At 72.2% G+C, this 21,542-nt stretch carries 16 protein-coding genes and 4 pseudogenes; 8 read left to right on the top strand and 12 right to left on the bottom strand.

Annotated elements, in window-relative coordinates; all coding sequences use genetic code 11:
* Nucleotides 1-2: 2 nt before the first annotated feature.
* From MTQ10_RS04245 to MTQ10_RS04265, 5 genes are all read right to left on the bottom strand, one after another.
* Nucleotides 3-1,115, bottom strand: a complete 1,113-nt coding sequence (locus tag MTQ10_RS04245) for an ATP-binding protein (RefSeq protein WP_247462354.1) — start codon at nt 1,113-1,115, stop codon at nt 3-5.
* 132 nt (nt 1,116-1,247) lie between these two features.
* Entirely contained in the window at nt 1,248-2,675 is a 1,428-nt protein-coding gene (locus tag MTQ10_RS04250) for a vWA domain-containing protein (protein ID WP_247462355.1), read from the bottom strand.
* Nucleotides 2,672-4,096, bottom strand: a complete 1,425-nt coding sequence (locus tag MTQ10_RS04255) for a hypothetical protein (RefSeq protein WP_247462387.1) — start codon at nt 4,094-4,096, stop codon at nt 2,672-2,674. The genes MTQ10_RS04250 and MTQ10_RS04255 overlap by 4 nt, the downstream gene beginning before the upstream one ends.
* A complete protein-coding gene (locus MTQ10_RS04260; RefSeq protein WP_247462357.1) occupies nt 4,066-4,578 on the bottom strand; it encodes a hypothetical protein in 513 nt (170 codons plus the stop codon). The genes MTQ10_RS04255 and MTQ10_RS04260 overlap by 31 nt, the downstream gene beginning before the upstream one ends.
* Before the next feature lie 148 nt (nt 4,579-4,726).
* Entirely contained in the window at nt 4,727-5,167 is a 441-nt protein-coding gene (locus MTQ10_RS04265) for an OsmC family protein (protein WP_247462359.1), read from the bottom strand.
* 311 nt (nt 5,168-5,478) lie between these two features.
* Between MTQ10_RS04265 and MTQ10_RS04270 the strand changes: the two genes are divergently transcribed.
* Both MTQ10_RS04270 and MTQ10_RS04275 read left to right on the top strand, forming a co-directional pair.
* Nucleotides 5,479-5,814, top strand: coding sequence for a hypothetical protein (locus tag MTQ10_RS04270; protein ID WP_247462361.1), 336 nt, complete (start codon nt 5,479-5,481; stop codon nt 5,812-5,814).
* Nucleotides 5,815-5,906: 92 nt separating this feature from the next.
* Complete coding sequence (locus MTQ10_RS04275) at nt 5,907-6,815, top strand: oxygenase MpaB family protein (RefSeq protein WP_247462363.1); 909 nt, start codon at nt 5,907-5,909, stop codon at nt 6,813-6,815.
* Nucleotides 6,816-6,948: 133 nt separating this feature from the next.
* Here MTQ10_RS04275 and MTQ10_RS04280 read toward each other — a convergent pair.
* Nucleotides 6,949-7,371: pseudogene (locus tag MTQ10_RS04280) on the bottom strand (catalase HPII); the annotation flags it as partial.
* A gap of 121 nt (nt 7,372-7,492) precedes the next feature.
* On the opposite strand from MTQ10_RS04280, the pseudogene MTQ10_RS04285 reads away from it, so the two are divergent.
* From MTQ10_RS04285 to MTQ10_RS04310, 5 genes and pseudogenes are all read left to right on the top strand, one after another.
* A pseudogene (locus MTQ10_RS04285) lies at nt 7,493-7,654 on the top strand (DUF4158 domain-containing protein); the annotation flags it as partial.
* A 113-nt stretch (nt 7,655-7,767) separates the two neighbouring features.
* Nucleotides 7,768-8,883, top strand: a complete 1,116-nt coding sequence (locus MTQ10_RS04290; RefSeq protein ID WP_247462366.1) for a tyrosine-type recombinase/integrase — start codon at nt 7,768-7,770, stop codon at nt 8,881-8,883.
* A complete protein-coding gene (locus tag MTQ10_RS04295; RefSeq protein ID WP_247462368.1) occupies nt 8,880-11,156 on the top strand; it encodes a tyrosine-type recombinase/integrase in 2,277 nt (758 codons plus the stop codon). The genes MTQ10_RS04290 and MTQ10_RS04295 overlap by 4 nt, the downstream gene beginning before the upstream one ends.
* Nucleotides 11,146-11,592 carry a DUF6262 family protein gene (locus MTQ10_RS04300; protein WP_247462370.1) on the top strand — a complete coding sequence of 149 codons (447 nt, stop codon included), beginning with the start codon at nt 11,146-11,148 and terminating at the stop codon, nt 11,590-11,592. The genes MTQ10_RS04295 and MTQ10_RS04300 overlap by 11 nt, the downstream gene beginning before the upstream one ends.
* A 120-nt stretch (nt 11,593-11,712) precedes the next feature.
* Nucleotides 11,713-13,532, top strand: a pseudogene (locus MTQ10_RS04310) (Tn3 family transposase).
* Nucleotides 13,533-13,603: 71 nt separating this feature from the next.
* Here the strand turns inward: MTQ10_RS04310 and MTQ10_RS04315 are convergent.
* The 5 genes from MTQ10_RS04315 to MTQ10_RS04335 all read right to left on the bottom strand — a co-directional run bounded on the left by MTQ10_RS04315 (nt 13,604) and on the right by MTQ10_RS04335 (nt 20,212).
* The gene (locus MTQ10_RS04315; RefSeq protein ID WP_247462374.1) at nt 13,604-14,905 is read right to left on the bottom strand and encodes an MFS transporter; all 1,302 of its coding nucleotides are present in this window, start codon (nt 14,903-14,905) and stop codon (nt 13,604-13,606) included.
* Nucleotides 14,902-15,390 carry a MarR family winged helix-turn-helix transcriptional regulator gene (locus MTQ10_RS04320; protein WP_247462377.1) on the bottom strand — a complete coding sequence of 163 codons (489 nt, stop codon included), beginning with the start codon at nt 15,388-15,390 and terminating at the stop codon, nt 14,902-14,904. The genes MTQ10_RS04315 and MTQ10_RS04320 overlap by 4 nt, the downstream gene beginning before the upstream one ends.
* Nucleotides 15,391-15,492: 102 nt before the next feature.
* Complete coding sequence (locus MTQ10_RS04325; RefSeq protein WP_247462379.1) at nt 15,493-16,470, bottom strand: tyrosine-type recombinase/integrase; 978 nt, start codon at nt 16,468-16,470, stop codon at nt 15,493-15,495.
* Between the two features lie 169 nt (nt 16,471-16,639).
* Nucleotides 16,640-18,544, bottom strand: a complete 1,905-nt coding sequence (locus MTQ10_RS04330) for a catalase (protein ID WP_374117563.1) — start codon at nt 18,542-18,544, stop codon at nt 16,640-16,642.
* 201 nt (nt 18,545-18,745) lie between these two features.
* The gene (locus MTQ10_RS04335; protein WP_247462380.1) at nt 18,746-20,212 is read right to left on the bottom strand and encodes an MFS transporter; all 1,467 of its coding nucleotides are present in this window, start codon (nt 20,210-20,212) and stop codon (nt 18,746-18,748) included.
* A 193-nt stretch (nt 20,213-20,405) separates the two neighbouring features.
* Here MTQ10_RS04335 and MTQ10_RS04340 point away from each other — a divergent pair, with 193 nt between their 5' ends.
* Complete coding sequence (locus MTQ10_RS04340) at nt 20,406-21,095, top strand: TetR/AcrR family transcriptional regulator (RefSeq protein WP_247462383.1); 690 nt, start codon at nt 20,406-20,408, stop codon at nt 21,093-21,095.
* Between the two features lie 6 nt (nt 21,096-21,101).
* Here MTQ10_RS04340 and MTQ10_RS04345 read toward each other — a convergent pair.
* A pseudogene (locus tag MTQ10_RS04345) lies at nt 21,102-21,542 on the bottom strand (hypothetical protein); the annotation flags it as partial.

Below are 21,542 nucleotides of genomic sequence, written 5' to 3' on the forward strand. Positions count from 1 at the left end.
GGTCACGACAGGGTGGCGATGGTGTCGCGGCCACCCTCGAGGAACTCCGGCCAGGAGCCGCCCTCTTCCTTGCTGCGGGGTTCGACCACGCCGTGCAGATACTTGTTGAGGATGGCCAGGTCCTCCGGTTCGCGCCGGGCGAGGGAGCCGACGAGGGAGGAGGCGAGGGTACGGGCGGTCAGGGTGCGCTCGCCGAAGAAGTTGCTGTGCAGGATGGCGTCCTCGAGTACGCCGATCTGCTCGGCCGTGGACAGGGCGGACTCCAGTTTCTCGTCGTCGCTGCCGGCCGCGGCGGCGGAGGCGCGCAGGTCGGCGAAGCTCTGCAGCAGGACGTCCAGCAGGGTGGGCGGCACGTCCAGTTCGATCTGGTGGCGGCGCAGCAGTTCCTCGGTGCGGAAGCGGACGATCTCCGCCTCGCTCTTCTTGTTGGTGACGACGGGGATGCGGACGAAGTTGAAGCGTCGCTTGAGCGCGGACGACAGGTCGTTGACGCCGCGGTCGCGGCTGTTGGCGGTGGCGATGACGGAGAAGCCCGGCTTGGCGAAGACGATGTTGTCGCTGTCCAGTTCGGGCACGGAGATGTACTTCTCGGACAGGATGGAGATCAGCGCGTCCTGCACATCGCTGGTGGAACGGGTGAGTTCCTCGAAGCGGCCGATGAGGCCGGACTCCATCGCGGTCATGATCGGTGAGGGGATCATCGACTCCCGTGACTGGCCCTTGGCGATGACCATGGACACGTTCCACGAGTACTTGATGTGGTCCTCCGTGGTGCCTGCGGTGCCCTGCACGACGAGGGTGGAATTGCGGCAGACGGCCGCGGCGAGCAGTTCGGCCAGCCAGCTCTTGCCGGTGCCGGGGTCGCCGATCAGCAGCAGGCCGCGGTCGGAGGCGAGGGTGACGATGGCGCGCTCGACGATGCTGCGGTCGCCGAACCACTTCTGGGAGATCTCCCGGTCGAGGCCGTCGGCGCGCTCGGAGCCCAGGATGAACAGGCGGATCATCTTCGGCGACAGCCGCCAGGAGAACGGCTTGGGGTTGTCGTCGACGGACTCCAGCCAGTCCAGCTCCTCGGCGTACTTGATCTCGGCCGGGGCGCGCAGCAGGTCGGACATGGGTAGGCCTTTCGGTACGGGAACGTTCGGGGACGCACAAGGACGTGCGGTGGTACGGGAAAGCTGAGAGATCCGGCGGATGTGTCGGATCTGCGGGAGCGGGAGGCTCGGCCGCGGCGGGCTTCGCGTCGCTCAGGTGAGGAACGTCTTCAGTTCGTGGACGAGCTTGCGGATGTGCCCGGAGATCACCGGGGTGCCGAGGTCCTTGAACCGTTCGCGGAACCAGGGGTTGACGCTGCCGCGGCCGGAGCTGGTGACCGAGCCGACGGGGATGAACTTGGCGCCGGATCTGTGGATGGCGGCCATCGACTCGAACAACTGCTCGGAGCGCCACTCGTAGAAGTCGGAGATCCAGACCACGACCGTGTTGCGCGGTTCGGCGATCTTCGGCTGTGCGAGGGCCATGGCGACGGTGCCGTCGGTGCCGCCGCCGAGGTTGGTGCGCAGCAGTGTCTCGAACGGGTCGTTCACCCACGGTGTCAGGTCGAGGGCCTGGGTGTCGTACGCGATGAGGTGGACGTCCACCTTGGGCAGCCCGGCGAAGATGGAGGCGAGGATGGTGCAGTTGACCATCGAGTCGACCATGGAGCCGGACTGGTCGACGACCACGATGAGCCGCTGGGGTGTGGTCTTGCGGGCGGTGTGCCGGTAGTAGAGGCGGTCGACGTAGAGCCGTTCCTGTTCGGGGTCCCAGTTGGTGAGGTTCTTCCAGATGGTGCGGTCGAGGTCGAGGTTGCGGAAGACCCGCTTGGGTGGCACGGACCGGTCGAGGGCGCCGACGGAGGCCTTCTCGACCTGGGTGCGCAGCAGTTCGGCGACCTCGTCGACGAAGCGGCGGATCAGTGCCTTGGCGTTGGCGAGGGCGACGCCGGAGAGGTTGTTCTTGTCGCGCAGCAGTTGCTCGATGAGGGACATGCTCGGGGTGAGCCGTGCCGCGAGCTGCGGGTCGGCGAGGACCTCGCGCAGGTGCATGCGTTTGACCAGGTCGGCTTCGAGGGCGCCCAGTTCGGGGCCGATGGCCGGCAGGAGGTTGCCGAGGTCGGGGGTGGGCCGGCCGCCGCCGGTGCCGGTGGGGCTCACTCCCCGGCCGGGTGCGGCGCCCGCTCCGCCGTGGCCGGCGCGTCCGCCGCGCAGGTCGCCGGGTGCGCAGCCGAGGGCGCGCTCCAGCCAGCCGGCGTCGGACTGCCAGCGGGCGAGTTGTCCGGCGGTGACGGTGCCGCTGCCGGTTGCGAAGACGTTCAGCAGGAGTTTGGAGGTGAGGGCGGCGCGGCGCACCTCGGCTGCCCGGTCCCGGCCGTCCTCGTCGGGGCGGGGCACCATCAGGCCGTCGAACTCCGCGGCGAGTTCGGGGTGGCGTTGCACGACGGCGTCGATCGAGGTCTGCGGGTCGAGCAGGGCGGGCGGCAGACCGATGTCCTCGACGACGGCGAGGGAGGCGGACTCCAGGCCGGGCTGCTCTTCGGGGTCGAAGAGGCGGGCGAGCAGCCGCCAGTACAGGACCTGCCGGCGGTTCTCGTCCGCGTGAGCCACGGGGGTCGCGCCGGTGGTGTGGTCGGTCATTTGCGCAGCAGCCTTCCCGCGCGTTCGCGCAGCACGGCCACGGCGTCGGTGGCGGCCTTCTCGGCCTTCGCCCCGGCCTTGTCGGTGGTGCCGCCGGCCCAGGCGCCGGCGTGCAGGGCGACGGTCTTCTTGCGGACGGTGCTCTCCACGGCGAGCGGCTGGAGCCGGAAGGTGCCGTCGTCCCAGCGCAGCAGGCCGACGCAGGCGGTGGACCTGGTCACGGCGTCCGGGGTGAGGGGGCCTGCGACGGGCAGCCGGTCGGTGTCGACGGGCAGCCGCTGACCGGAGAGGGTGAACGTGATCTCGTCGGTGTCGGGGTCCTGTTCGGCGGCGTACCCCTCCAGGAACACGGGCCGGGCGAGTGCCGCGGGGTGGCGGTCCAGGGGTGCCGGGGCCGGGTCCTGGGCGGTGGGCAGGACGACGCGGGCGGTGGCGAACGGGTCGACGGGCTCGCCGGGCCGGGCGTGTTCGTCCTGCCAGACGAGGTCGCCGTCGGTGGTGGCGGGCATGTCGGTGAGGTCCATGGACAGGCCTTCGGCCGCGGCGGCCAGCAGGCTCATGTGGGGGCGCAGCAGCTGCCAGACACCGGCGCCGAGGACCGTGTCGGGTTTCGGCACGGACACGGAGGCGCGGACGAGCCTGGGCGGGGAGCCGTCGGCGGGTTCGAACACGGCGTGTATCTGGGCCTGGGCGGCGGTGGCGTGTTCGTGCAGGTCGGTGCCGAGGGGCAGCAGGCGGCCGGTGAGGGTCACGGCGCCCGGCCCGGGTACGGCGCCGGGCAGGGCGAGGATCATGCCGCGGGTCCACAGGTCCGCCCAGCGGCGCAGGGGTGTCCGGTCGAGGGCGGTGCCCGGGCAGGAGGCGGCGAGTTCGGCGGCGAAGCCGTCGAGGAGGGCGGCGAGGCGGCGCAGCCCGGTGTCCGGGAGCATGGCGGAGACGATCTGGGCGGAGCCGGAGACCACGTCGTGGTCGAGGCCCTGCCAGCCGGTGCGGGCCAGGTCGCACAGCCAGGAGCGGGCGGCGGCCAGCAGGTTCGGTGCCTGTTCGGCGGGGCCGGCCGGTGCGGGCGCCTCGGCGGGGGTGCGGCCGGTGATCTCGTCGGCGCGGGCGGCGATCGCGTCGTGCGCGGCGCCGAGCAGGGCGGCGCGGGCGGCGGCCAGGGCGGCGAAGTGGTCCTCGCCGGCGGAGCCCGCGGCGGCCTTGTCGGCGGCCTCGGCGACCCTCGCGGCGAGCGGGCTCGCGGCGACCGCGTCGGCGAGGGCGAACAGCCCTTCGGCCTGGTCGGGTCGGGGTCGCAGGAGGCCCGCGACGAGGGTCCGGTCGAAGGCGTCGACGGCGGCGAGGGCCTCGTCCAGGCCGTCGACGGGTGCGGTGAGCAGGTCGGTGCGCATCAGGCCACCGCCCTCGTGGACGGGAACCAGTGCATCTCCGGCAGCGGGGCCGTGGTCGCCGCCAGCTCCAGATAGGCGAGGTGGCGCAGGAAGCGGCTGAAGACGGACGCGGCGGGCTTGCTCTCCGCCGGGGCGGGCCGGGTCGCGCTCATGGCCGCGTTCAGCGACTGGGCGGTCGGCTCGCCGTCGGCGGCGTCGGCCGCGTCGACGCGGAGGTAGCGGGCGACGCGGTCGGCGCCGTACTGGAGGACGGACTCGGTGATCAGCGCGCCGATGTGCTTGCAGAAGCCGCCTCGGGCGCCGCCGCAGGGGCGGTTGTTGTTGGTGCTGCACGCGTAGGCGTACGTCCCGGCCTCGACCGACGAGACGTACACCCGCTCGATGTCGGAGCCGCTGGAGACGACGCCCTGGAGGCGTCCGTCGGCCAGTTCCACGAACGGCACCTTGGCGAGCTTGCGCGGCCGGGCGGGCGGGACGACCCGCGCCGTGCTCGACCTCTCGAAGTCGGACAACGCACCATCTCCTTTGCAGCACGAGGGAAGCCCTTCGCCGGGACCCGGCGGGACATGGATCAACGTACCGGCGACCACTGACAACGCCCCGTCCTCGCAGGTGGGGCGCTGTCGGCGGTGGGGGTGCGCGGAGCCTTCCGACGAGGTGTCAGGCCTCTTCCACGCGGGCGGTGACGGGGGTGCCCAGCTCCACGGTGCGGCTCACCGTGCACAGGCGGTCGTGGGAGGAGCGGACGGCCCTCGGCAGGATGGCGCGGGCGCGCTCGTTCGCCGGGGTGTCCTCGTCGGGAAAGGCGACGGAGAACGTGACCGTCAGGTCGGTCATGTGGTTGCCGTGCTCGTCGGCGACCTTGTTGCCGGTGACGGCGACGGTGAAGCGGGTGGGCTCCGCGTGCCGGCCGGTCGCGGCGTCCACGTCGATCGCGGTGCAGCCGCCGAGCGCGGCGAGCAGCAGCTCGACCGGGGTGAACTCGGTGCCGGTGTCAGAGGAGCCGCCGAAGGCGATGGTGCCGCCCCGGACGTTGGTGGCGACGAAACGGCCGGGGCCGGTCCGTTCGACGGTGACGGAACGCAAAGGGTTGTCGGTCATGGCGCCGACAGTAGCTCCGCGCGCACCCGCGGCCGGGGATGCGGCGTCCGACGGCGGAACGTGGAGGGCCCCATGGGGTGCGGAACCCGCCTGCTTGCGGCCGACGCGCGGGCGGGCCGGGCAGCGGGGGCGGACGCACCGGGCGGCCGTCGCCGTGCCCGCGTGCCCGATGACCGGACGGCGAAGTGCGTGGCCGACAAGCGTGTCGGGTGGCCGAAAGGCGGCGGATCGCGCCGCGAGTGCCGGGCTCAACCTCTGGTGCTGCTCAAATGCCCTGGCGCGCAGCCCCGATGACGACGAGCATGATCGACATGACTGGCATCACGGGACTCCTGAACAAGACCGACGCCTTCGTGGTCATCCGTGACTCCGACCTCGTCGTGGCCGCCCTGCGGCAGGCTCTCACCGACGCTCCGGACGCGCAGCGGGAGGGCCTGGAGCGTGCCCTCGCCGTGGTGGAGGAGACCGCCGCCGCGTCCGCGGGCGAGGTCCGCGCCCGCTGGGTACGGTCCCGGCTCGCCGAGGTCGGCTTCACCGGGGACATCGCCTCCGTCTCCGCGGTGAAGGCGCTGCGCAAGGCGGAACCGCGGCTGAGTCTGCTGGCAGCGGTGCAGCTGCAGAAGGAGGCCGTGGCCCGTCTCGAGTGACCGGGTCCGGCGCGAGGCCCCCCGGGGCGCGGGGCGGGCGGGGCAGTATGGACAGGGGCGGTCGGGTCGCCGCCCGGTTCAGGAGGTGCCTCATGACGCTCGTCCCGGATCCCGCGCCGCTGCGCGACCGGATCGGCGAGGCGATCTTCGCCCGTGTGGCCGGACCGGACGGCGTGCGCCACCGTGCGCGGATCCACGGCACGCCGGGCCCCCGATGGTTCGGGCCCGAGCGGCCCGTGCGCAGGGTGCACGGTGACGCATCGATGTTCATCGGCGGTCTGTCGGCGCTGCTGCTGCAGTCGCTGCATCCGCTCGCCATGGCGGCCGTGGACGCGCACTCCGGGTTCCGCAGCGACCCCTGGGGCCGCCTCCAGCGCACCAGCGCCTTCCTCGCCGTCACCACGTACGGCCCCGCCGACCAGGCGCGGGAGGCGTGCGAACAGGTGCGGGCCGTGCACGCGCGTGTACAGGGCACCGCCCCCGACGGACGGCCGTACGCCGCCTCCGACCCTCGTCTGCTGTGCTGGGTGCACATCGCGGAGGTCGCGAGCTTCCTGCGCGCACACCAGCGCTACGGTGCCCGCCCGCTGGACGCCGCCGGCTGCGACGGGTACGTCGCCGACATGGCGCGGATCGCGCGGGAACTGGGCGTGCCGGACCCGCCGACGGACCGGGCCGGGCTCGCGGAGCGCCTGGCCGCCTACCGTGCGGAGCTGCGGGGGACGCCCGAGGCGCGCCGCACCGCGCGCTATCTGCTGCTCGACCCGCCCGTCCCGCTGGTGGCCCGCCTGCCGTACGGCGCGCTGGCCGCCAACGCGGTGGCGCTGCTGCCGCCCTGGGCCGCGCGGGCTCTGTGGCTGCCCCGGCTGCCCGTGGCGGAGGCCCTGTGCGTACGACCGCTGGGTACGGCCGTCACGGCGGGCATCCGCTGGGCGATGGCCCCGGCCCGGGACGCCGTGCACTCGGGACGGATCCGGGAGGCCGGGGGCGCGGAGGCGTGACCACGCACGCGTGACGGAGCAGCGCACGGGCGACCGCGCCGGAATCCCCGTACCGACGTGACAACGCGCGCGGCGGGCGGAACCGGGCCCCGGGCTCGCGCCCGGCCGCCGGTCCCCCGTACGCCCCCTCCCGTCAGCGTGTGAAGCGCTCCCACACGCGGTGGGCGCCCAGCAGCCGGGTGACCTCGGCGAGGGCGGTGGTGCCGCTGTCTGCGACCACCACGCCGGGCGCGCCGGCGGGCACCCCGGCCGCCTCCAGGACGGCCTCGGCGCCCTTCCACGCGCCGATCGCCTTGCCGTGCCGGAACGCCTCGTGCAGCAGCAGGGAGACCCTCGGGTCGTGCCCCGGCGTGGTGCCGTCGGCGAGCCCGGCCTTGGCGTCCTTGCCGCCGTACGCGTCGGCGGCGACCCCGGGTGCTCCGGCCAGCAGAAGGGCGTCGAACTCGATGGACCGGGCGGTGGCGAAGGTCCGCTGCACGGTCAGTGCGCCCGCGCCGTCGCCGCCTTCGAGGGTGCCGCCGGTGGGCGCCACCACGAGCGGCACCATGCCGGGGTCTGAGGAACACCCGTGTCAGATCGTGCGCTAAGGGTTCTCCGGGCTGGTTGGGGCTTTGACCTGGGGTGATTGAGCGTCAGAGCCTTCGAGGGTCGCTGTTGTCGATCTTCGGAGAGCTGTTGTGGCGGTCGAGTTCCTGACGGACGAGCAGGCGGCCCGGTACGGGTCGTTTCACGAAGTGCCCTCGCGGGCGGAGCTGGAGCGGTACTTCTTCCTGGACGACGCGGACCGGGAGGCGGTGCAGGCAAAACGCCGGGCACACAACCGGCTCGGGTTCGTTATCTGGAGTCCGTGAGGCTGTGTCCATCACGTCCAGCACGTACGGGTGAAGGCCCCTCGGCCCCGTCCTGGATGGGATTACCTTCCGTCATCCACCACGGATGAACGGGAGGTTCCATGCGGGTACAGCGCGTGCTGATGCCGGACTCGGAGGCAGAGTCGTGGACCGTGCTCGGAGACGACCACGTGCCGGTCGCACCGATCGAGCGCTACCTGGCCTACCTGGCCTGGGGCGAGAAGTCTCCGAACACGGTCAAGGCGTACGCCCACGATCTGAAGGACTGGTTCGTCTACCTGGCCGGCCGGGGGCTGGACTGGCGGTCGGTGACGCTGGAGGACGTCGCCGGGTTCGTGGGCTGGCTGCGGCTGCCGCCGCAGGCCCGGGACGGAAGGGTCGCGGTGCTGCCCACGGCGGACCACCACTGCGCGGAGTCCAGCGTGAACCGCAAGCTCGCGGCGCTGTCGTCGTTCTGCGAGTTCCACGCCCGCCATGGGGTGCCGCTCGGCGAGCTGATGGTGACGATGCGGCCCGCCGGCCGCCGCGGTCGCGGCAGTTCCTACAAGCCGTTCCTGGAGCACATCGCCAAGAGCCGTCCGCAGAGGGCCCGCACGATCCGGCTGCGGCAGCCGCGGCGGCGACCGGTCGTGCTGTCCGCCGGGGACGCCCAGGCGGTGCTGGATGGGTGCGAGCATCTGCGGGACCGGCTGCTGTTCGCGCTGCTGCTGGACACCGGGCTGCGGATCGGCGAGGCCCTGGGCCTGCGGCACGAGGACATCGCGCTGGCCGAGCGGCAGGTGAGCGTCATCCCGAGGCCGAACGCGAATCGGGTGCGGGCGAAGTCGGGCCGCTCACGGGAGGTCCCGGTCAGCTCGGAGCTGATGCGGCTGTATGCCGACTACCTCAACCGCGAGTACGGCGTCCTCGACTCGGACTACGTGTTCGTCAACCTCTGGGGCCGCCCGCACGGCCGCCCGCTCACCTACTCCGCCGTCTATGACCTGGTGGAACGGCTGCGCCGCCGCACCGGCATCGACTTCGAGCCGCACCAGTTCCGGCACACCTACGCGACCTGGCTGCTGCGCAAGGGCGCCGGCATGGAGAGCGTGAAAGAACTCCTCGGACACGCTTCGATCACCACCACGATGGATACGTACGGGCACCTCACCGTCGAGGACGCCCGCCGGACGCTGGAAGCGGCGGGCTGGTTCACCGGCCGGGAGGTGCGGCTGTGACCGTCACACCCCTGCCCGCGGGCCCGCTCGGTCGGCCCGGGCTGCTGGAGAAACTGCTGTTTGCCGTCCGTCCGGAGTTCCGCGTCGACGTCCTGGTCCCCGACGCCGACGACCCAGTGCTGGGCTGGAAGCGCTGCCCAATCACGGGCTGCAACCGCGCCGCGCACGAGCAGGGCCTGTGCACCGGCCATGCCCAGCGCTGGCGCCGGGACGGACGCCCTGACCTCGCGGTGTTCCTTGCCGACCCCGGCCCTCCGCTCCGGGGCCTGGGCGAGCTCACGCACTGCACCGTCCCCGGCTGCCGCTTAGGCGCCGCCGGCAAGGGACTGTGCTCGCGGCATCGCGACAAGTGGTCCCGCTCCGGCAGCACCGATCCCGCCGCCTGGGCGGCCTCCGCGCCGCCGCTGCCAGGCACCGACCCCACCGAGTGCGCTCTGCCCAACTGCACTTTGTGGGTGGAGAACGCGTCGAACGCGTTCTGCAAGAGCCACCACGTCCGGTGGCGCCAGGACGGCGCCCCGCCGGTCGAGGACTTCATCGTCGAGTGCGAGTCCTTCGGCCTGCCCCGAGTGGACTTCCGCGGCCTGGCACCGCAGCTCAGGTTGGAGTTCCAGTACGCCGTCCAGACCCGCCGCGACGAGCAGACCGTCACCGCCCCGGCCCGCATGATCGCTGCCGCCATCCGCTGGGCCCGCGAGGAGCGCGTCACGTCCCTGCTGGACTACTCCGCCGAGCGGTGGCAGCGGGTCGCCGACCCCTATCAGCGTCGAGGGTCCGGCGGCTACGACAAGCGCGTCGCGGTATTCCTCCTCTACGCCAGAGACGCGGTCGAGACCCTGCGCGACGGCACCGGCTGGGAGGTCGAGTACGCCCGGGACGTATGGCGGCTGGGCAAGCTGACCGGGCTCAACCGCAGCGCAAGCCGGCCCCGTCCTCGCAGCGAGCTGCGGTTCGACCGCATCACCCAGCCCTGGCTGCGGGTGCTGGCGAAGCGGTGGATCCGGCTGCGGCTGTCGTCCGGCCTGAACGTCAGCACGGTCACCGGCTACATGCAGGCCCTGACCCGGTTCAGCGAATTCCTCACCGCCGTCGGCCCCACCGCCGTCCGCGGCCTGGGCGACGTCGACCGGGCCCTGCTGGAGCGCTACCTGGCCTGGCTGACCGACCTCCCCGGCGGGCTCAGCTCGAACGAGAGCCGCGTCAACGGCCTGCACCTGTTCTTCCAGGCCATCCGCCAGCACGGCTGGGACGACTCCCTGCCGACCAGCGCCGCGTTCTTCACCGGCGACTGCCCGCGGCGCCGCACACGGCTCGCCCGCCACCTGGCCGAGCACATCATGACCCAGGTCGAACAGCCGGCGAACCTCGACCGGTGGACCGATCCCGCAGCCCGGCTGATCACGCTCATCCTGATCCGCTGCGGCCTGCGGGTCTCCGACGCCTGCACCATCCAGTTCGACTGCCTGCTTCACGACGGCCAGGGCGCCCCCTACCTGCGCTACTTCAACAACAAAATGAGCCGGGAGGCCGCCGTCCCCATCGACGAGGAGACCGAGGCCGAAGTCCGGGCCCAGCAGCAGCGCGTCCTTCAGCGCTGGCCGGACGGCAACCCGCACCTCTTCCCCCGGCTGAAGGGCAACGCCGACGGCACCCGGCACTTCTCCCCGGACACCTACCGGCAGATGCTCAAGCGCTGGCTCGCCCAGTGCGACATCCGCGACGAGAACGGACAGCCGGTCCACCTCACCCCGCACCAGTGGCGGCACACCTTCGCCACCAGGCTGATCAACCGCGACGTCCCGCAGGAGGTCGTCCGTGTCCTCCTCGATCACGACTCCCACCAGATGACAGCCCACTACGCGCGGATCACCGACCAGACCGTCCGCCGCCGCTGGGAAGCCGCAACCAAGGTCAACATCCGGGGCGAGCGCGTCACCCTCGACCCCGAGGGGCCGCTGGCCCAGGCCGAGTGGGCCAAGACCCGCTACGGTCTCGCCACCCAGACCCTCCCCAACGGCTACTGCGGACTGCCTGTTCAGAAGAGCTGCCCGCACGCCAACGCCTGCCTGACCTGCCCGGTCTTCCTCACCGGCCCAGAGTTCCTGCCCGAGCTCAAGGCCCAGCACCGGCGGACGCTGACGCTCATCGACAACGCCAAGGGCTGCGGACATCAGCGGGTGGCCGAGATGAACGAGCAGGTCGTGGCCAACCTCGACCGAATGATCACCGAACTCGAAGCCGACGGGCCGCAGGAGGCCGCTGATGCGGGCTGACAACTCACCTCACATCATCGCCGCCGCCCGTGAGCGGGCCGCGGCAACGAGGGAACGGGCCATCGCCGCTCTGCGGCGCATGGACGCCGCCGGGCAGCCTGTTTCGTTCGATGCCGTCGCCCGCGAGGCCGGCGTCTCGCGGTCCTGGCTCTACACCCAGCCCGACCTGCGGGCCGAGATCGACCGCCTGCGCGAGCGACACGGCCCAGCGTCATCGGCACCACAAGTCCCCGACCAGCAGCGCGCGTCAGACGCCTCCCTGCTGCGGCGGCTGGAGGCCGCGACGGCCCGAAACCGTCAGCTGGAGGCAGAGGTGCGCGAACTGAGGGACCAGCTCGCCCGCGTGCTCGGACAGCAGCGGGCCGCCGCCGTCACCTCTTCGGGTGAAACCAGCAGTCCCCGCCAGCGACCGACGAAGACCATCGGACCCTGCTGACCCGGTTCGTCACCGACACCAGCCAACACGCAACGACCCAGGTCAGAGCCACGTCCAGTTCTGCGGCTGAAGATAAGTTTCGCGGTCCAGCTCACGAGCGTGCGATTCCTGGGCCGATTCATGTCGGACCCGCGGCAGGTGCCGGCGGAGGTGGCCGAGTACCTGGCCGAGCAACTGGAGATCGCGGACGCCTCGTGCCTGAAGCTGTACGGCGAGCGGGACGGTACGGCCCGTACGCACGCCGGGGAGATCCAGGAGTCCGGGGGCTGGCGGGACTTCGCCGAGGTCCGCGAGGAGCTGGCTGTCTGGCTGGACGCGCGGGCGTGGACGACCGGGGACGGGCCGAAGGCATTGTTCGACGCGGCGGCGGGCTGGCTGCGCGAGGGGCGAGTGCTGCTGCCGGGGGCGAGCCGTCTGGCCCGGCTGGTGGGCACGGTGCGGGAGGCGGCGAACCAGCGGTTGTGGGACACCCTATACGGGCTGCTGAACGTCGGTCAGCGGGCGGTGCTGGACTCGCTGCTGACCGTTCCGCCCGGCGAGCGGGTCTCGGAGCTGGACCGGCTGCGGCGCGGTCCGGTACGGGTGTCAGGCCCGCAGATGAAGGGGGCGCTGAAGCGCGCGGAGGAGATCGCCGCCCTCGGCATGCGAGGCTGGATCTGCGGGCCGCCGTGAACGCGATGCTGCCCCGCGTGGACCTGCCCGAGGTGCTGCTGGAGGTGTTCTCCTGGACCGGCGCCGACCAGGCATTCACCTCGGTCACCGGCGGCGAGGCCCGGCTGAAGGACCTGCACGTCACGATCGCCGCGCTCCTGGTCGCGCACGGCTGCAACGTCGGCTACACCCCCGTGATCGGCGGGATCGACGCGCTGAAGTACGGGCGGCTATCCCACGTCGACCAGACCTACTTGCGGCTCTCGACCTACCGGGCCGCGAACGCCACCCTGATCGAGCACCAGGCGTCCATCGGCCTCGCGCAGGCGTGGGGCGGCGGCCTGGTCGCCTCCGTGGACGGCATGCGGTTCGTCGTCCCCGTCCCCTCCGTGTACGCGCGGCCCAACCCGAAGTACTTCGGGCGCCGGGGCGGCGCCACCTGGCTGAACATGATCAACGACCAGGCGGCGGGGCTCGGCGGGAAGGTGGTTGCCGGCACCCCGCGCGACTCCCTGTATGTGCTGGACGTCCTCTACGACCGCGACGGCGGCAAGCGCCCGGAGATGATCGTCACGGACACGGCCTCGTACAGCGACATCGTGTTCGGACTGCTGACCTTGGCCGGGTTCGCGTACGCGCCGCAGCTGGCGGACCTGCCGGACCAGAAGATGTGGCGCATCGACCGCGCGGCCGACTACGGCGCCTTCCACGTCGCCGCCCGCGGCCGGGTCGACCTCGCCCGGATCGAACGGCACTGGGAGGACATCCTGCGGATCATCGGCTCCATCCACACCGGAACCGTGCGCGCCTACGACGTCATCCGCATGCTGTCGCGGGACGGACGGCCCACCCCGCTCGGCGACGCGATCGCGCACTACGGGCGGATCGCCAAGACCCTGCACATCCTGCGCCTGGCCGACGAGCCCGGCTACCGGCGGCAGATCAAGGTGCAGGCCAACCTCCAGGAGGGCCGCCACGCGCTCGCCCGGAAGATCTTCCACGGCCGGGCCGGACAGCTCTACCAGCGCTACCAGGACGGCATGGAGGACCAGATCGGCGCCCTCGGACTGGTCCTCAACGCCCTCGTGCTCTTCAACACGAGGTACATGGACGCCGCCGTCACGCAGCTGCGTGAGGACGGGTTCGATGTCCGCGACGAAGACGTGGCCCGCCTCTCCCCGTTCGTCCGCCATCACATCAACATGCTCGGCCGGTATTCCTTCCAACTCCCCGAGCTGCCCGGGGGCCTGCGTCCGCTGCGCGATCCGGACGCCGCCGACAAGGAATGACACTCAGTGAGGGGTCGTCAGCTGCGCAGGACGCTGACGTCCCCTCTCCCGGGCTCAAGGCTGGAGGCGAATCAGGAAACCTGACCAGCGGTCGCCGCCGCGTCGGCGACCCCAGGGACGGTCGGCTTCGCGGCAGCAGGCGGCGTGCGGTAGGCGCGAAGGGGCGTGTTGGTCGCGGCCACGGCGGCGATCGCCAGGATGGCGGACAGTCCGCCGAAGACCAGGGAGAAGGAGGCAGAGGTGGCCGACGCCAACAGGCCGCCACGGAAGTTGCCGAGTTCGGGGCCCGCGACACCGATGACGTGTTCTACAGAGGAGACCCGTCCCCGGTACGCGTCCGGGGTCTCCAATTGGACCAGGGCACTGCGGGTGACGACAGACACGGTGTCGGCAGCGCCCGCCACGGCCAGGCAGCCGAGCGCCAGCCACAATGGCCCCGCCAGACCGAAACAGGCCAGCGCCAGGCCCCAGACCCCGGCTGCGGACAGCTGGACCAAGCCGCCACGGCGCCAGCGCGTCACCGTGCCGGAGAGCAGACCTGCCGTGATCCCCCCGACCGCGACGGCCGAGAGGAACAGGCCGAGGGTCTGCGGGTTTCCCCCGAAGCGGATCTCGTTGACCAGCGGGAAGAGCGCGATGGGCATGGCGAGCAGCGTTGCGGACAGGTCGGTGGCCATCGAGCCCCACAGCGTCGGGCGGCGCAGGACGATCCGCCAACCGCCACGCTCCGGCCGGCGCCTGCCGCCTGCCGCGTCGGCGCCTTCGGGCCGCATGGCAGGCAGGCGGACCACCGCGAGCATCGAGACGATCATGGCCACGGCCTGGGTCGCGTATGCGGCGGGGAAATCCCAGCGGGCGATGATCAGCCCGGCCATCGCGGGCCCGGCCAGCATCGCGGCCTGGAAGGAGACGTTGGTCAGCGCAAGACCAGCCGCGACCTGGTCGCCCGGCAACAGCCGGACCGGGAAGGTGCGCCGGGCAGGAGCGCCGAGAGCGCTGCAGCTCGTCCCCATGGCCACCAGGGCGAGCAGCAGCAGCACGTTGCGGTTGTCCGCCAAGGACTGGGCGCACAGCCCTGCGGCGGCCAGCAGTTGTCCCGCGGTGGTGGCCCGCACCACCGCACGGCGGTCAAAGGTGTCGGCCAACGTGCCGCCGAGCAGACCGAACAGCACCATCGGCAGGCCGGTGGCGAGCCCGATGGCACCGGTGCCTACTGGGCTGCCGGTCAGGTCCCAGACCTGGGCCAGCACCGCCACGTTGGCTATCTGTCCGCCGAGTTGAGAGGCGGAGGTGCCGATCCACAGGTCGCGAAACGACTGACTGCTACGCAGCGGGCGGGTGTCGAGGAACCGGACACGGACACGTCCCCTCATCGCGGTGGCTCGACAAGGTGGTGGAGGATCCGCTGCCGCATCGACCGGCGTTCCAGCGCCCGCCGCACCTCCTCGACAACGGTGGTCATCGCGTACGGGACCTCGCCGTCCAGCTCGGCGACCGTCGCGTGGGTAGCGCGCCACTCCGCCTCCAGGAACGGCACCAGCGACCGGCCGCGCTCGGTCAGGTCGATCCGCCGGGTGCGGGCGTCAGGCCCCGGCTCGGAGGTGACCAGATCCTCCTTGCGCATGGCGGCGACGGTCTGGCTGATCGCGGAGTGCGAGCGGTCCAAGGACTTCGCAAGCTCGCGAATGGTCAGTGGCCCGGTATGGGCGAGCCGGATCAGCGGATAGGCGAACCGAGGCCGCACCCCCTTGATGCCACGCTCGACGTAGACCTGCTCGATCTCGGCGTCCATGGCTGCCAGAAGCTCGTGCAGGGAATGCCAGGGATCGGGCAGCGCTGTGGGATCTGAAGGTGTCACAGCACTAATATAACAGTGCTGCGATAATCGGGACTCGTGATCGAACCAGAGCCTGCGGCTGTACCGCTGGTCTCCCATTCCGGGAAGGGACCCCGCCCGCGGTCAGCGTCGGCGATCGCCCGGCGCGAGCAGGCTGGTGACTTCGGCGATCGCCTCCGGGGAGGGGTGGAAGTACTTCCGTACGTTCTCTGCCTTCTTGTGCCGGGACTTCGCCATCAGCATCAGCAGGCTCGCCCCTCCCTCGCCGAGGTGGGTCAAACCGGAGTGCCGCCACTCATGCAGATCCCAGCCCGTGCCCGGCTCACCGCCGAGGGCCGTGTGCTCGTCCAGCAGCATCCGGGCCTGCCCGTAGGAGAGACGGGCGAGCCCGGTGTCCGGGCAGATGTCGCGCGGGCTGACGACCTTGCCGGGACCTGGCTTGCGGTGGGTGACGAACACCGGCCCGCGCGTACGGCCCTTGAGCAGGCGGGGCAGCAGCCGGGCGGTGCCCGCGTCCCAGTAGACCGTCTCCAGAACGAAGTCCTCGCGGACGGCGCCGCGGCGACGGGTACGGGGACGGGCACCCTTGGCCTTCACCGGGGCGCGGCGCCCGGCGAGGTCGAGCTCCTCGATGTTGACGCCCAGGATCTCCTCGGCGCGGGCGACGGTCTCGTAGAGCATCCGCCACAGCGTCTTCTCTCGCAGGTGCACCTCACGCCGCGCGATCAGCCGGTCGATCGCCATCTTCGAGCGGACCGGGGTCTCCGAGTCCGGCGGGGTGAGCCGCTTCGCCCAGGCCGGGACCGCCGGGCCGTCGTACCCGCGCTCACCGCACCAGCCCAGCCACGAGAGCACCGACGCACGCCGGGCATTCCAGGTGTTCACCGCGGAGCTGCCCCACAGCAGCTCCAAGGCCTCGCCGATCTCGTCGTCCGCGACGGACGCCAGCGGCCGGCCCTCGCCGAGCCGCTCGGCGGTCTTGCCCACCCCGATCCCGTAGTTGCGGACCGTGTTCGGGTTGCCGAGCGAGTCGAGGAACACATCGGCCGCCGCACGGACAGTCAGCATCTTCCCGGCGGGCAGTTGTACGACGGCTGGCACCGTTTCCCCCTTGCCGCAGATAACGAGGTCGCTTCGCGCACGGCCTGGCGGCTATTCCCACAGGTCGCGATCAGCCTTCCCGCAGATAATAGGGCGTTATCCGTGAGATGACTTCAGACCGGTCCGCCCGCCGACGCTCCGTCAGCCGCCCACCAGGCCCGACGTCGGCTTAGCGCACGATCTGACATGGATGTTCCTCAACCCCCATGCCCGCCTCCACGACCGCCTCGCGTACGGCCCGTACGCCGTCCAGGTCGCCGTCGGGCCCGGTGACGATGCCGACGATCCGTCCGTCGGTGGGCCAGGTCCGCCCGAGCTGGGACAGGGCCGGGCTGGGCTCGACGTCCGCGAGCGGTTCCGTCGGCTCCGGGGCGGGCAGGCCGAGGCCCTCGGCGACGCCCGCGCACAGCTCGGGGTCGATGTGGGCGAGGACCTGAAGGGCGCGCTCCTTGATCGCCTGCTCCCAGCATTTGCCCAGCTCGAAGGTGTAGGCGCCGATGATGTGGTCCCGCTCGACGGGGGTCATGCTCAGCCAGAACCTGCGGGCCTGGCCGTAGTGGTCGGCGAAGGACTCCGGCGCCTCGCGCACCTTGGTGGCCTCCGGCACGAGGACGGGCGTCTCCACGTACGCCCCCATGTCCGCGCCGGCGGTGAACGGGCAGCCGCCGTCGAGGGAGTTGGGCCGGTACGGCGCCACCCCGCGGTGCACGGCCGTCTGGTGCATGCCGTCGCGCAGCATGTCGTTGACGGGGGCGTGCGGCCGGTTGATCGGCAACTGCGGGAAATTGGGGCCGCCGAGGCGGGTGATCTGGGTGTCCAGGTAGGAGAAGAGACGCCCGGCGAGCAGCGGGTCGTCGGTGATGTCGATGCCGGGGACCAGATGGCCGACGTGGAAGGCGACCTGTTCGGTCTCGGCGAAGAAGTTCGAGGGGTTGCGGTTCAGGGTGAGCAGGCCGATCGGCTGGACGGGCGCGAGTTCCTCGGGGACGAGGTTGGTGGGGTCGAGCAGGTCGATGCCCTCGAAGGTCTGGTCGGGGGTGTCGGGGAAGGTCTGGATGCCCAGCTCCCACTGGGGGTGGGCGCCCGCCTCGATGGCGTCGGCGAGGTCCCGCCGGTGGTAGTCGGGGTCGACACCGGCCGCGATCTGCGCCTCCTCCCACACCAGCGAGTGCACGCCCAGCTTCGGCTTCCAGTGGAACTTCACCAGGGTGGTGCCGCCGTCGGCGGCGACCAGGCGGAAGGTGTGGACGCCGAAGCCCTCCATGGTCCGGTAGGAGCGCGGGATGCCCCGGTCGGACATGTTCCACAGGGTGTGGTGGGTGGCCTCGGTGTGCAGGGTGACGAAGTCCCAGAAGGTGTCGTGGGCGCTCTGCGCCTGCGGGATCTCCCGGTCGGGGTGGGGTTTGCCGGCGTGGATGACGTCCGGGAACTTGATCGCGTCCTGGATGAAGAAGACGGGGATGTTGTTGCCGACGAGGTCGAAGACGCCCTCCTCGGTGTAGAACTTCGTGGCGAACCCTCGGGTGTCGCGCACGGTGTCGGCGGAGCCGCGGGAGCCCAGCACGGTGGAGAACCGCACGAACACCGGGGTCTCGGCGCCCTCGGCGAGGAACGCGGCCTTGGTCACGGAGGCCGCGGTGCCGTAGCTCTGGAAGACGCCGTGGGCGGCGGCGCCGCGTGCGTGGACGACACGCTCCGGGATGCGCTCGTGGTCGAAGTGCATGACCTTCTCGCGCAGGTGGTGGTCCTGGAGGAGGACGGGGCCGCGCGGGCCGGCCTTCAGGGAGTGGTCGGTGTCGGGGCGTCGTACGCCCTGCGCGTCGGTCAGGTGGGCGCCGGACTGTGCGGCCCGCGCCCGGTCGGCCCCGGTGGGCGCGCCGGTCGGCGAGATGGTCGCGGGGCCGCTCTGGTCGGGCTTGAGCGGCAGCGGCTCACGCGGCTCGGTGGGTTCCTCCACGGTCGGCGGTTCGCTGCCGGGGCGGCCCGGGACGCCCTCCGGCGGGCCCTCGCCGTCGCCGCGCACCGTCTCGGTGACCTTGTGAACCGCCTTCTTCAAGGGGTTGGGCTCGCTCATCGGTTCCGCTCCTCGGGGGTGTGATCGCACAACCCCGTCCGCGTACCCAGCCTTGGCCGCCCGAGGCACCCTTTTCCGACATTTCACGGCATGCGACGCGGTGGTCACGCGGCCGGGCCGGGACCGGCTCGGCCGCCGAGGGGGACCGCCGTGCCCTTCGGCGGTGGTGCCCTCCGCGCGTCCGTACGGCACCGGCCTCCGTCAGCGTGCCTGCTCGGCGGTCCCCGTCAGGGCCGGTCCGGGCTCGGGGGCCGGCCCTGAGGCCGCAGGCCGGGTGCCGCGCAGGACGGTGAGGGCGATCAGGGCGGCCACGGTCAGCAGGGCGGCGCTGAGTGTGAGGCCCAGGGCGTAGCCGTCGTTGAGCGTGGCCGGGGTGACGGTGTCGCCGGTGCGGTGGTCGGCGGCCGTGCCGAGGGCGGCCAGGCCCAGGGACGCGCCGATCTGCCGGGAGCTGGTGAGCAGCCCGGACGCCGTACCGGCCTCGCCCGGTGCCACGCCGACGGTGGCGACGGAGACGAGCGGGCCGAGGCAGAGGCCGAAGCCGACGCCGGCGACGACGGACGGCCCGAGCACGTCCACGGCGAAGGAGCCGTCGGGGCTGATCAGGCCGAACCAGGCGAAGCCGGCCGCCGTCAGCAGAGTCCCCGGGACGAGCAGGGTGCGCGGCGCGAGCCGCTGCGCGAGGCGTACGGCGACGAAGGCGCCGACGATCACACCGAGCGCGAACGGCAGGAACATCAGGCCCGTCAGCGCCGGCCCCTTGCCGAGGACCCGCTGGACGTAGAGGGAGACGAAGTAGAAGGCCGCCGCCATGGCCGCGCCGAGCAGCAGGTTGCAGAGGTTCGCCCCGGCGACCGCGCGGCGGGCGATCAGGCCGGGCCGCACCAGCGGCTCACGGGCGGTGGTGCGCTCCACGTGGACGAACGCGCCGAGCAGCAGGGCCGCGACCGACAGGGTCGTCATCGTGGCCGGTGACGTCCAGCCGTACTGGTCGGTGCGGACGACACCGAACACCAGCAGGGTCATGCCGACCGTGGCGAGGACGGCGCCGGCGATGTCGGGCCGGCCGCCGCGGTCCACCGGCGGGGCGGCGGCGACTCCGCGCTGTGCGAGGGCCAGCGCGCACAGCGCCATCGGCACGTTCACGAACATCACCCAGCGCCATCCCGCGTACTCGGTGAGCAGACCGCCCGCCAGGACACCGAAGGCGCCACCGGCGGCGTTCATGGCGCTCCACACGCCGAACGCCCGCACGCGGGCCCGGCCGCCGGGGAACGTCGCGGCCAGCAGGGCCAGCGCCGCCGGGGCGAGGGCCGCGGCGCCGATGCCCTGGGCGGCCCGCGCGGCGACGAGATGCCCGGGTTCCTGGGCGAAGCCGCCGGCGAGCGAGGCCAGGCCGAACAGGCCGAGGCCGAGCAGCAGGACACGCTTGTGGCCGTGGCGGTCGGCGGCCTTGCCGCCCAGCAGGAGCAGCCCGCCGAAGGTGAGGGCGTAGGCGTGGATCACCCAGGTCAGGCCGACCGCGCCGAATCCCAGCCCGGCGGCGATCTCCGGGAGTCCCACGTTCACGACCGACAGGTCGAGCGACACCATGAACTGCACGACGGCGACCGCGGCGAGGGTCGTCCCCGCCCCGTCGCGCACCGCTGTGCGCGGATCTTTCGTCATCACCGGCTTCCTTCCCCGGCTTGCCGTACCGACTTTTCGAACATGTTCCGAAAGTAGCACTCGGCCGAGCCCTTGTGAAGCCGACGGCCGTCTCCCCGCCCGGAGCCCGGTGTGCGGGCATGCCGGTGGGCGGGGCCCGTCGACCTCGGCCCCCTCGCGCGGCCGGGGCCGGGCGGGCGGCATGATGGGTGGCATGCCCCGTTCGATCGCCCCGAAGGGCCGCACCGGCCGCCCGCCGCTCACCTCACGCGCTCAGATCCTGGAGGGGGCCCGCAGGCTCATCGACCGGGACGGCTGGGAGAAGCTGACGATCCGTCGTCTGGCGGCGGAGATCGGGGTCGGGGCGACGACCCTGTACCACCACATCCGCAGCAAGGACGATCTGCTGCTCCTGTTGCTCAACGACTACGCGGAGCGGTTCGAGCGGCCCGAGCTGCCGGACGACCCGCGCGAGCGCATCGTGGTGACCGCGACGGCGATCCATGACGCGCTGGTCGCCTGGCCGTGGGCCGCGGAGATCCTCACCGTCGACGGGTTCGTCGGCCTGCTGGACGAGTCCGCCCTGTGGCTGGTGGAGGGGCTCCTGGCGGGCGCGCGGGACTGCGGGTGCGACGAGGAGCAGGCGGTCCATGTCTTCCGCAGCGTCTGGTACTACACGGTCGGCGAGATCCTGGTGCGCGCGCATTCGGGTCACCGGCGCGGCGGGGAGGGCGCCGTCGTCACGCGGGAGCCGTCGTTCTCCGGTTTCGACGCCTCGCGTGTGCCGCACCTCGCGGCGATCGGCGAGCGCTGGCCCGAACTGGCCGCGCGTGACACATACGTGGAGGGCCTGCGGGCGCTCGTCGACGGGCTGCTGGCCCGCACGCTGCCGCCGGGCGGCTGAGATCCGCTACGCCCGGCTGCCGCGCCCTTCCAGGCGTTTCACCACCTGTGCCGCCTCCCTCGCCTCCCGCTCGGCGCGGGTGACGGCCTCGGCGGCTGCCCGGCCGCGGCGTTCGGCGTCACGGGTCTCACGTTCGGCCTGCCGCAGCCGCTCCTGAGCCTCCGTCAGCGCGTCGCGGGCGCCGTCGTACGCCTCCTGCGCCCGCCGCAGCCGCTCCTCGGCGTCCGCCGACTCCCGCTCCGCTTCGGCCAGTCGGCGCCGGACCCGTTCCTCGCCGCGCCGGGCCCGCTCCAGTGCCGTGTCGGTGTCGCGCTGTCCGGCGTGCACGGCGTCGAGTCGCCGCTCGGCCTCCTCGGCCGCCGCGCGGGCCTGTTCGAGACGCTCCTGACGGCGCCGCCGTCGTTCGGCCAGTTCGTCCTCCTGCCGGGCGGGCGCGGGCGTCGGAGG

The organism is Streptomyces sp. XM83C (assembly GCF_023072675.1).
Lineage (GTDB): Bacteria > Actinomycetota > Actinomycetes > Streptomycetales > Streptomycetaceae > Streptomyces > Streptomyces thermocoprophilus.

Bases quoted from the DNA above. Each gene is read 5' to 3' on its own strand.
- MTQ10_RS04250 (WP_247462355.1), bottom strand. From the start codon at position 2,675: ATGACCGACCACACCACCGGCGCGACCCCCGTGGCTCACGCGGACGAG.
- MTQ10_RS04265 (WP_247462359.1), bottom strand. From the start codon at position 5,167: ATGACCGACAACCCTTTGCGTTCCGTCACCGTCGAACGGACCGGCCCC.
- MTQ10_RS04275 (WP_247462363.1), top strand. From the start codon at position 5,907: ATGACGCTCGTCCCGGATCCCGCGCCGCTGCGCGACCGGATCGGCGAG.
- MTQ10_RS04315 (WP_247462374.1), bottom strand. From the start codon at position 14,905: ATGAGGGGACGTGTCCGTGTCCGGTTCCTCGACACCCGCCCGCTGCGT.
- MTQ10_RS04335 (WP_247462380.1), bottom strand. From the start codon at position 20,212: ATGACGAAAGATCCGCGCACAGCGGTGCGCGACGGGGCGGGGACGACC.
- MTQ10_RS04245 (WP_247462354.1), bottom strand. From the start codon at position 1,115: ATGTCCGACCTGCTGCGCGCCCCGGCCGAGATCAAGTACGCCGAGGAG.
- MTQ10_RS04270 (WP_247462361.1), top strand. From the start codon at position 5,479: ATGACTGGCATCACGGGACTCCTGAACAAGACCGACGCCTTCGTGGTC.
- MTQ10_RS04340 (WP_247462383.1), top strand. From the start codon at position 20,406: ATGCCCCGTTCGATCGCCCCGAAGGGCCGCACCGGCCGCCCGCCGCTC.
- MTQ10_RS04300 (WP_247462370.1), top strand. From the start codon at position 11,146: ATGCGGGCTGACAACTCACCTCACATCATCGCCGCCGCCCGTGAGCGG.
- MTQ10_RS04290 (WP_247462366.1), top strand. From the start codon at position 7,768: ATGCGGGTACAGCGCGTGCTGATGCCGGACTCGGAGGCAGAGTCGTGG.
- MTQ10_RS04330 (WP_374117563.1), bottom strand. From the start codon at position 18,544: ATGAGCGAGCCCAACCCCTTGAAGAAGGCGGTTCACAAGGTCACCGAG.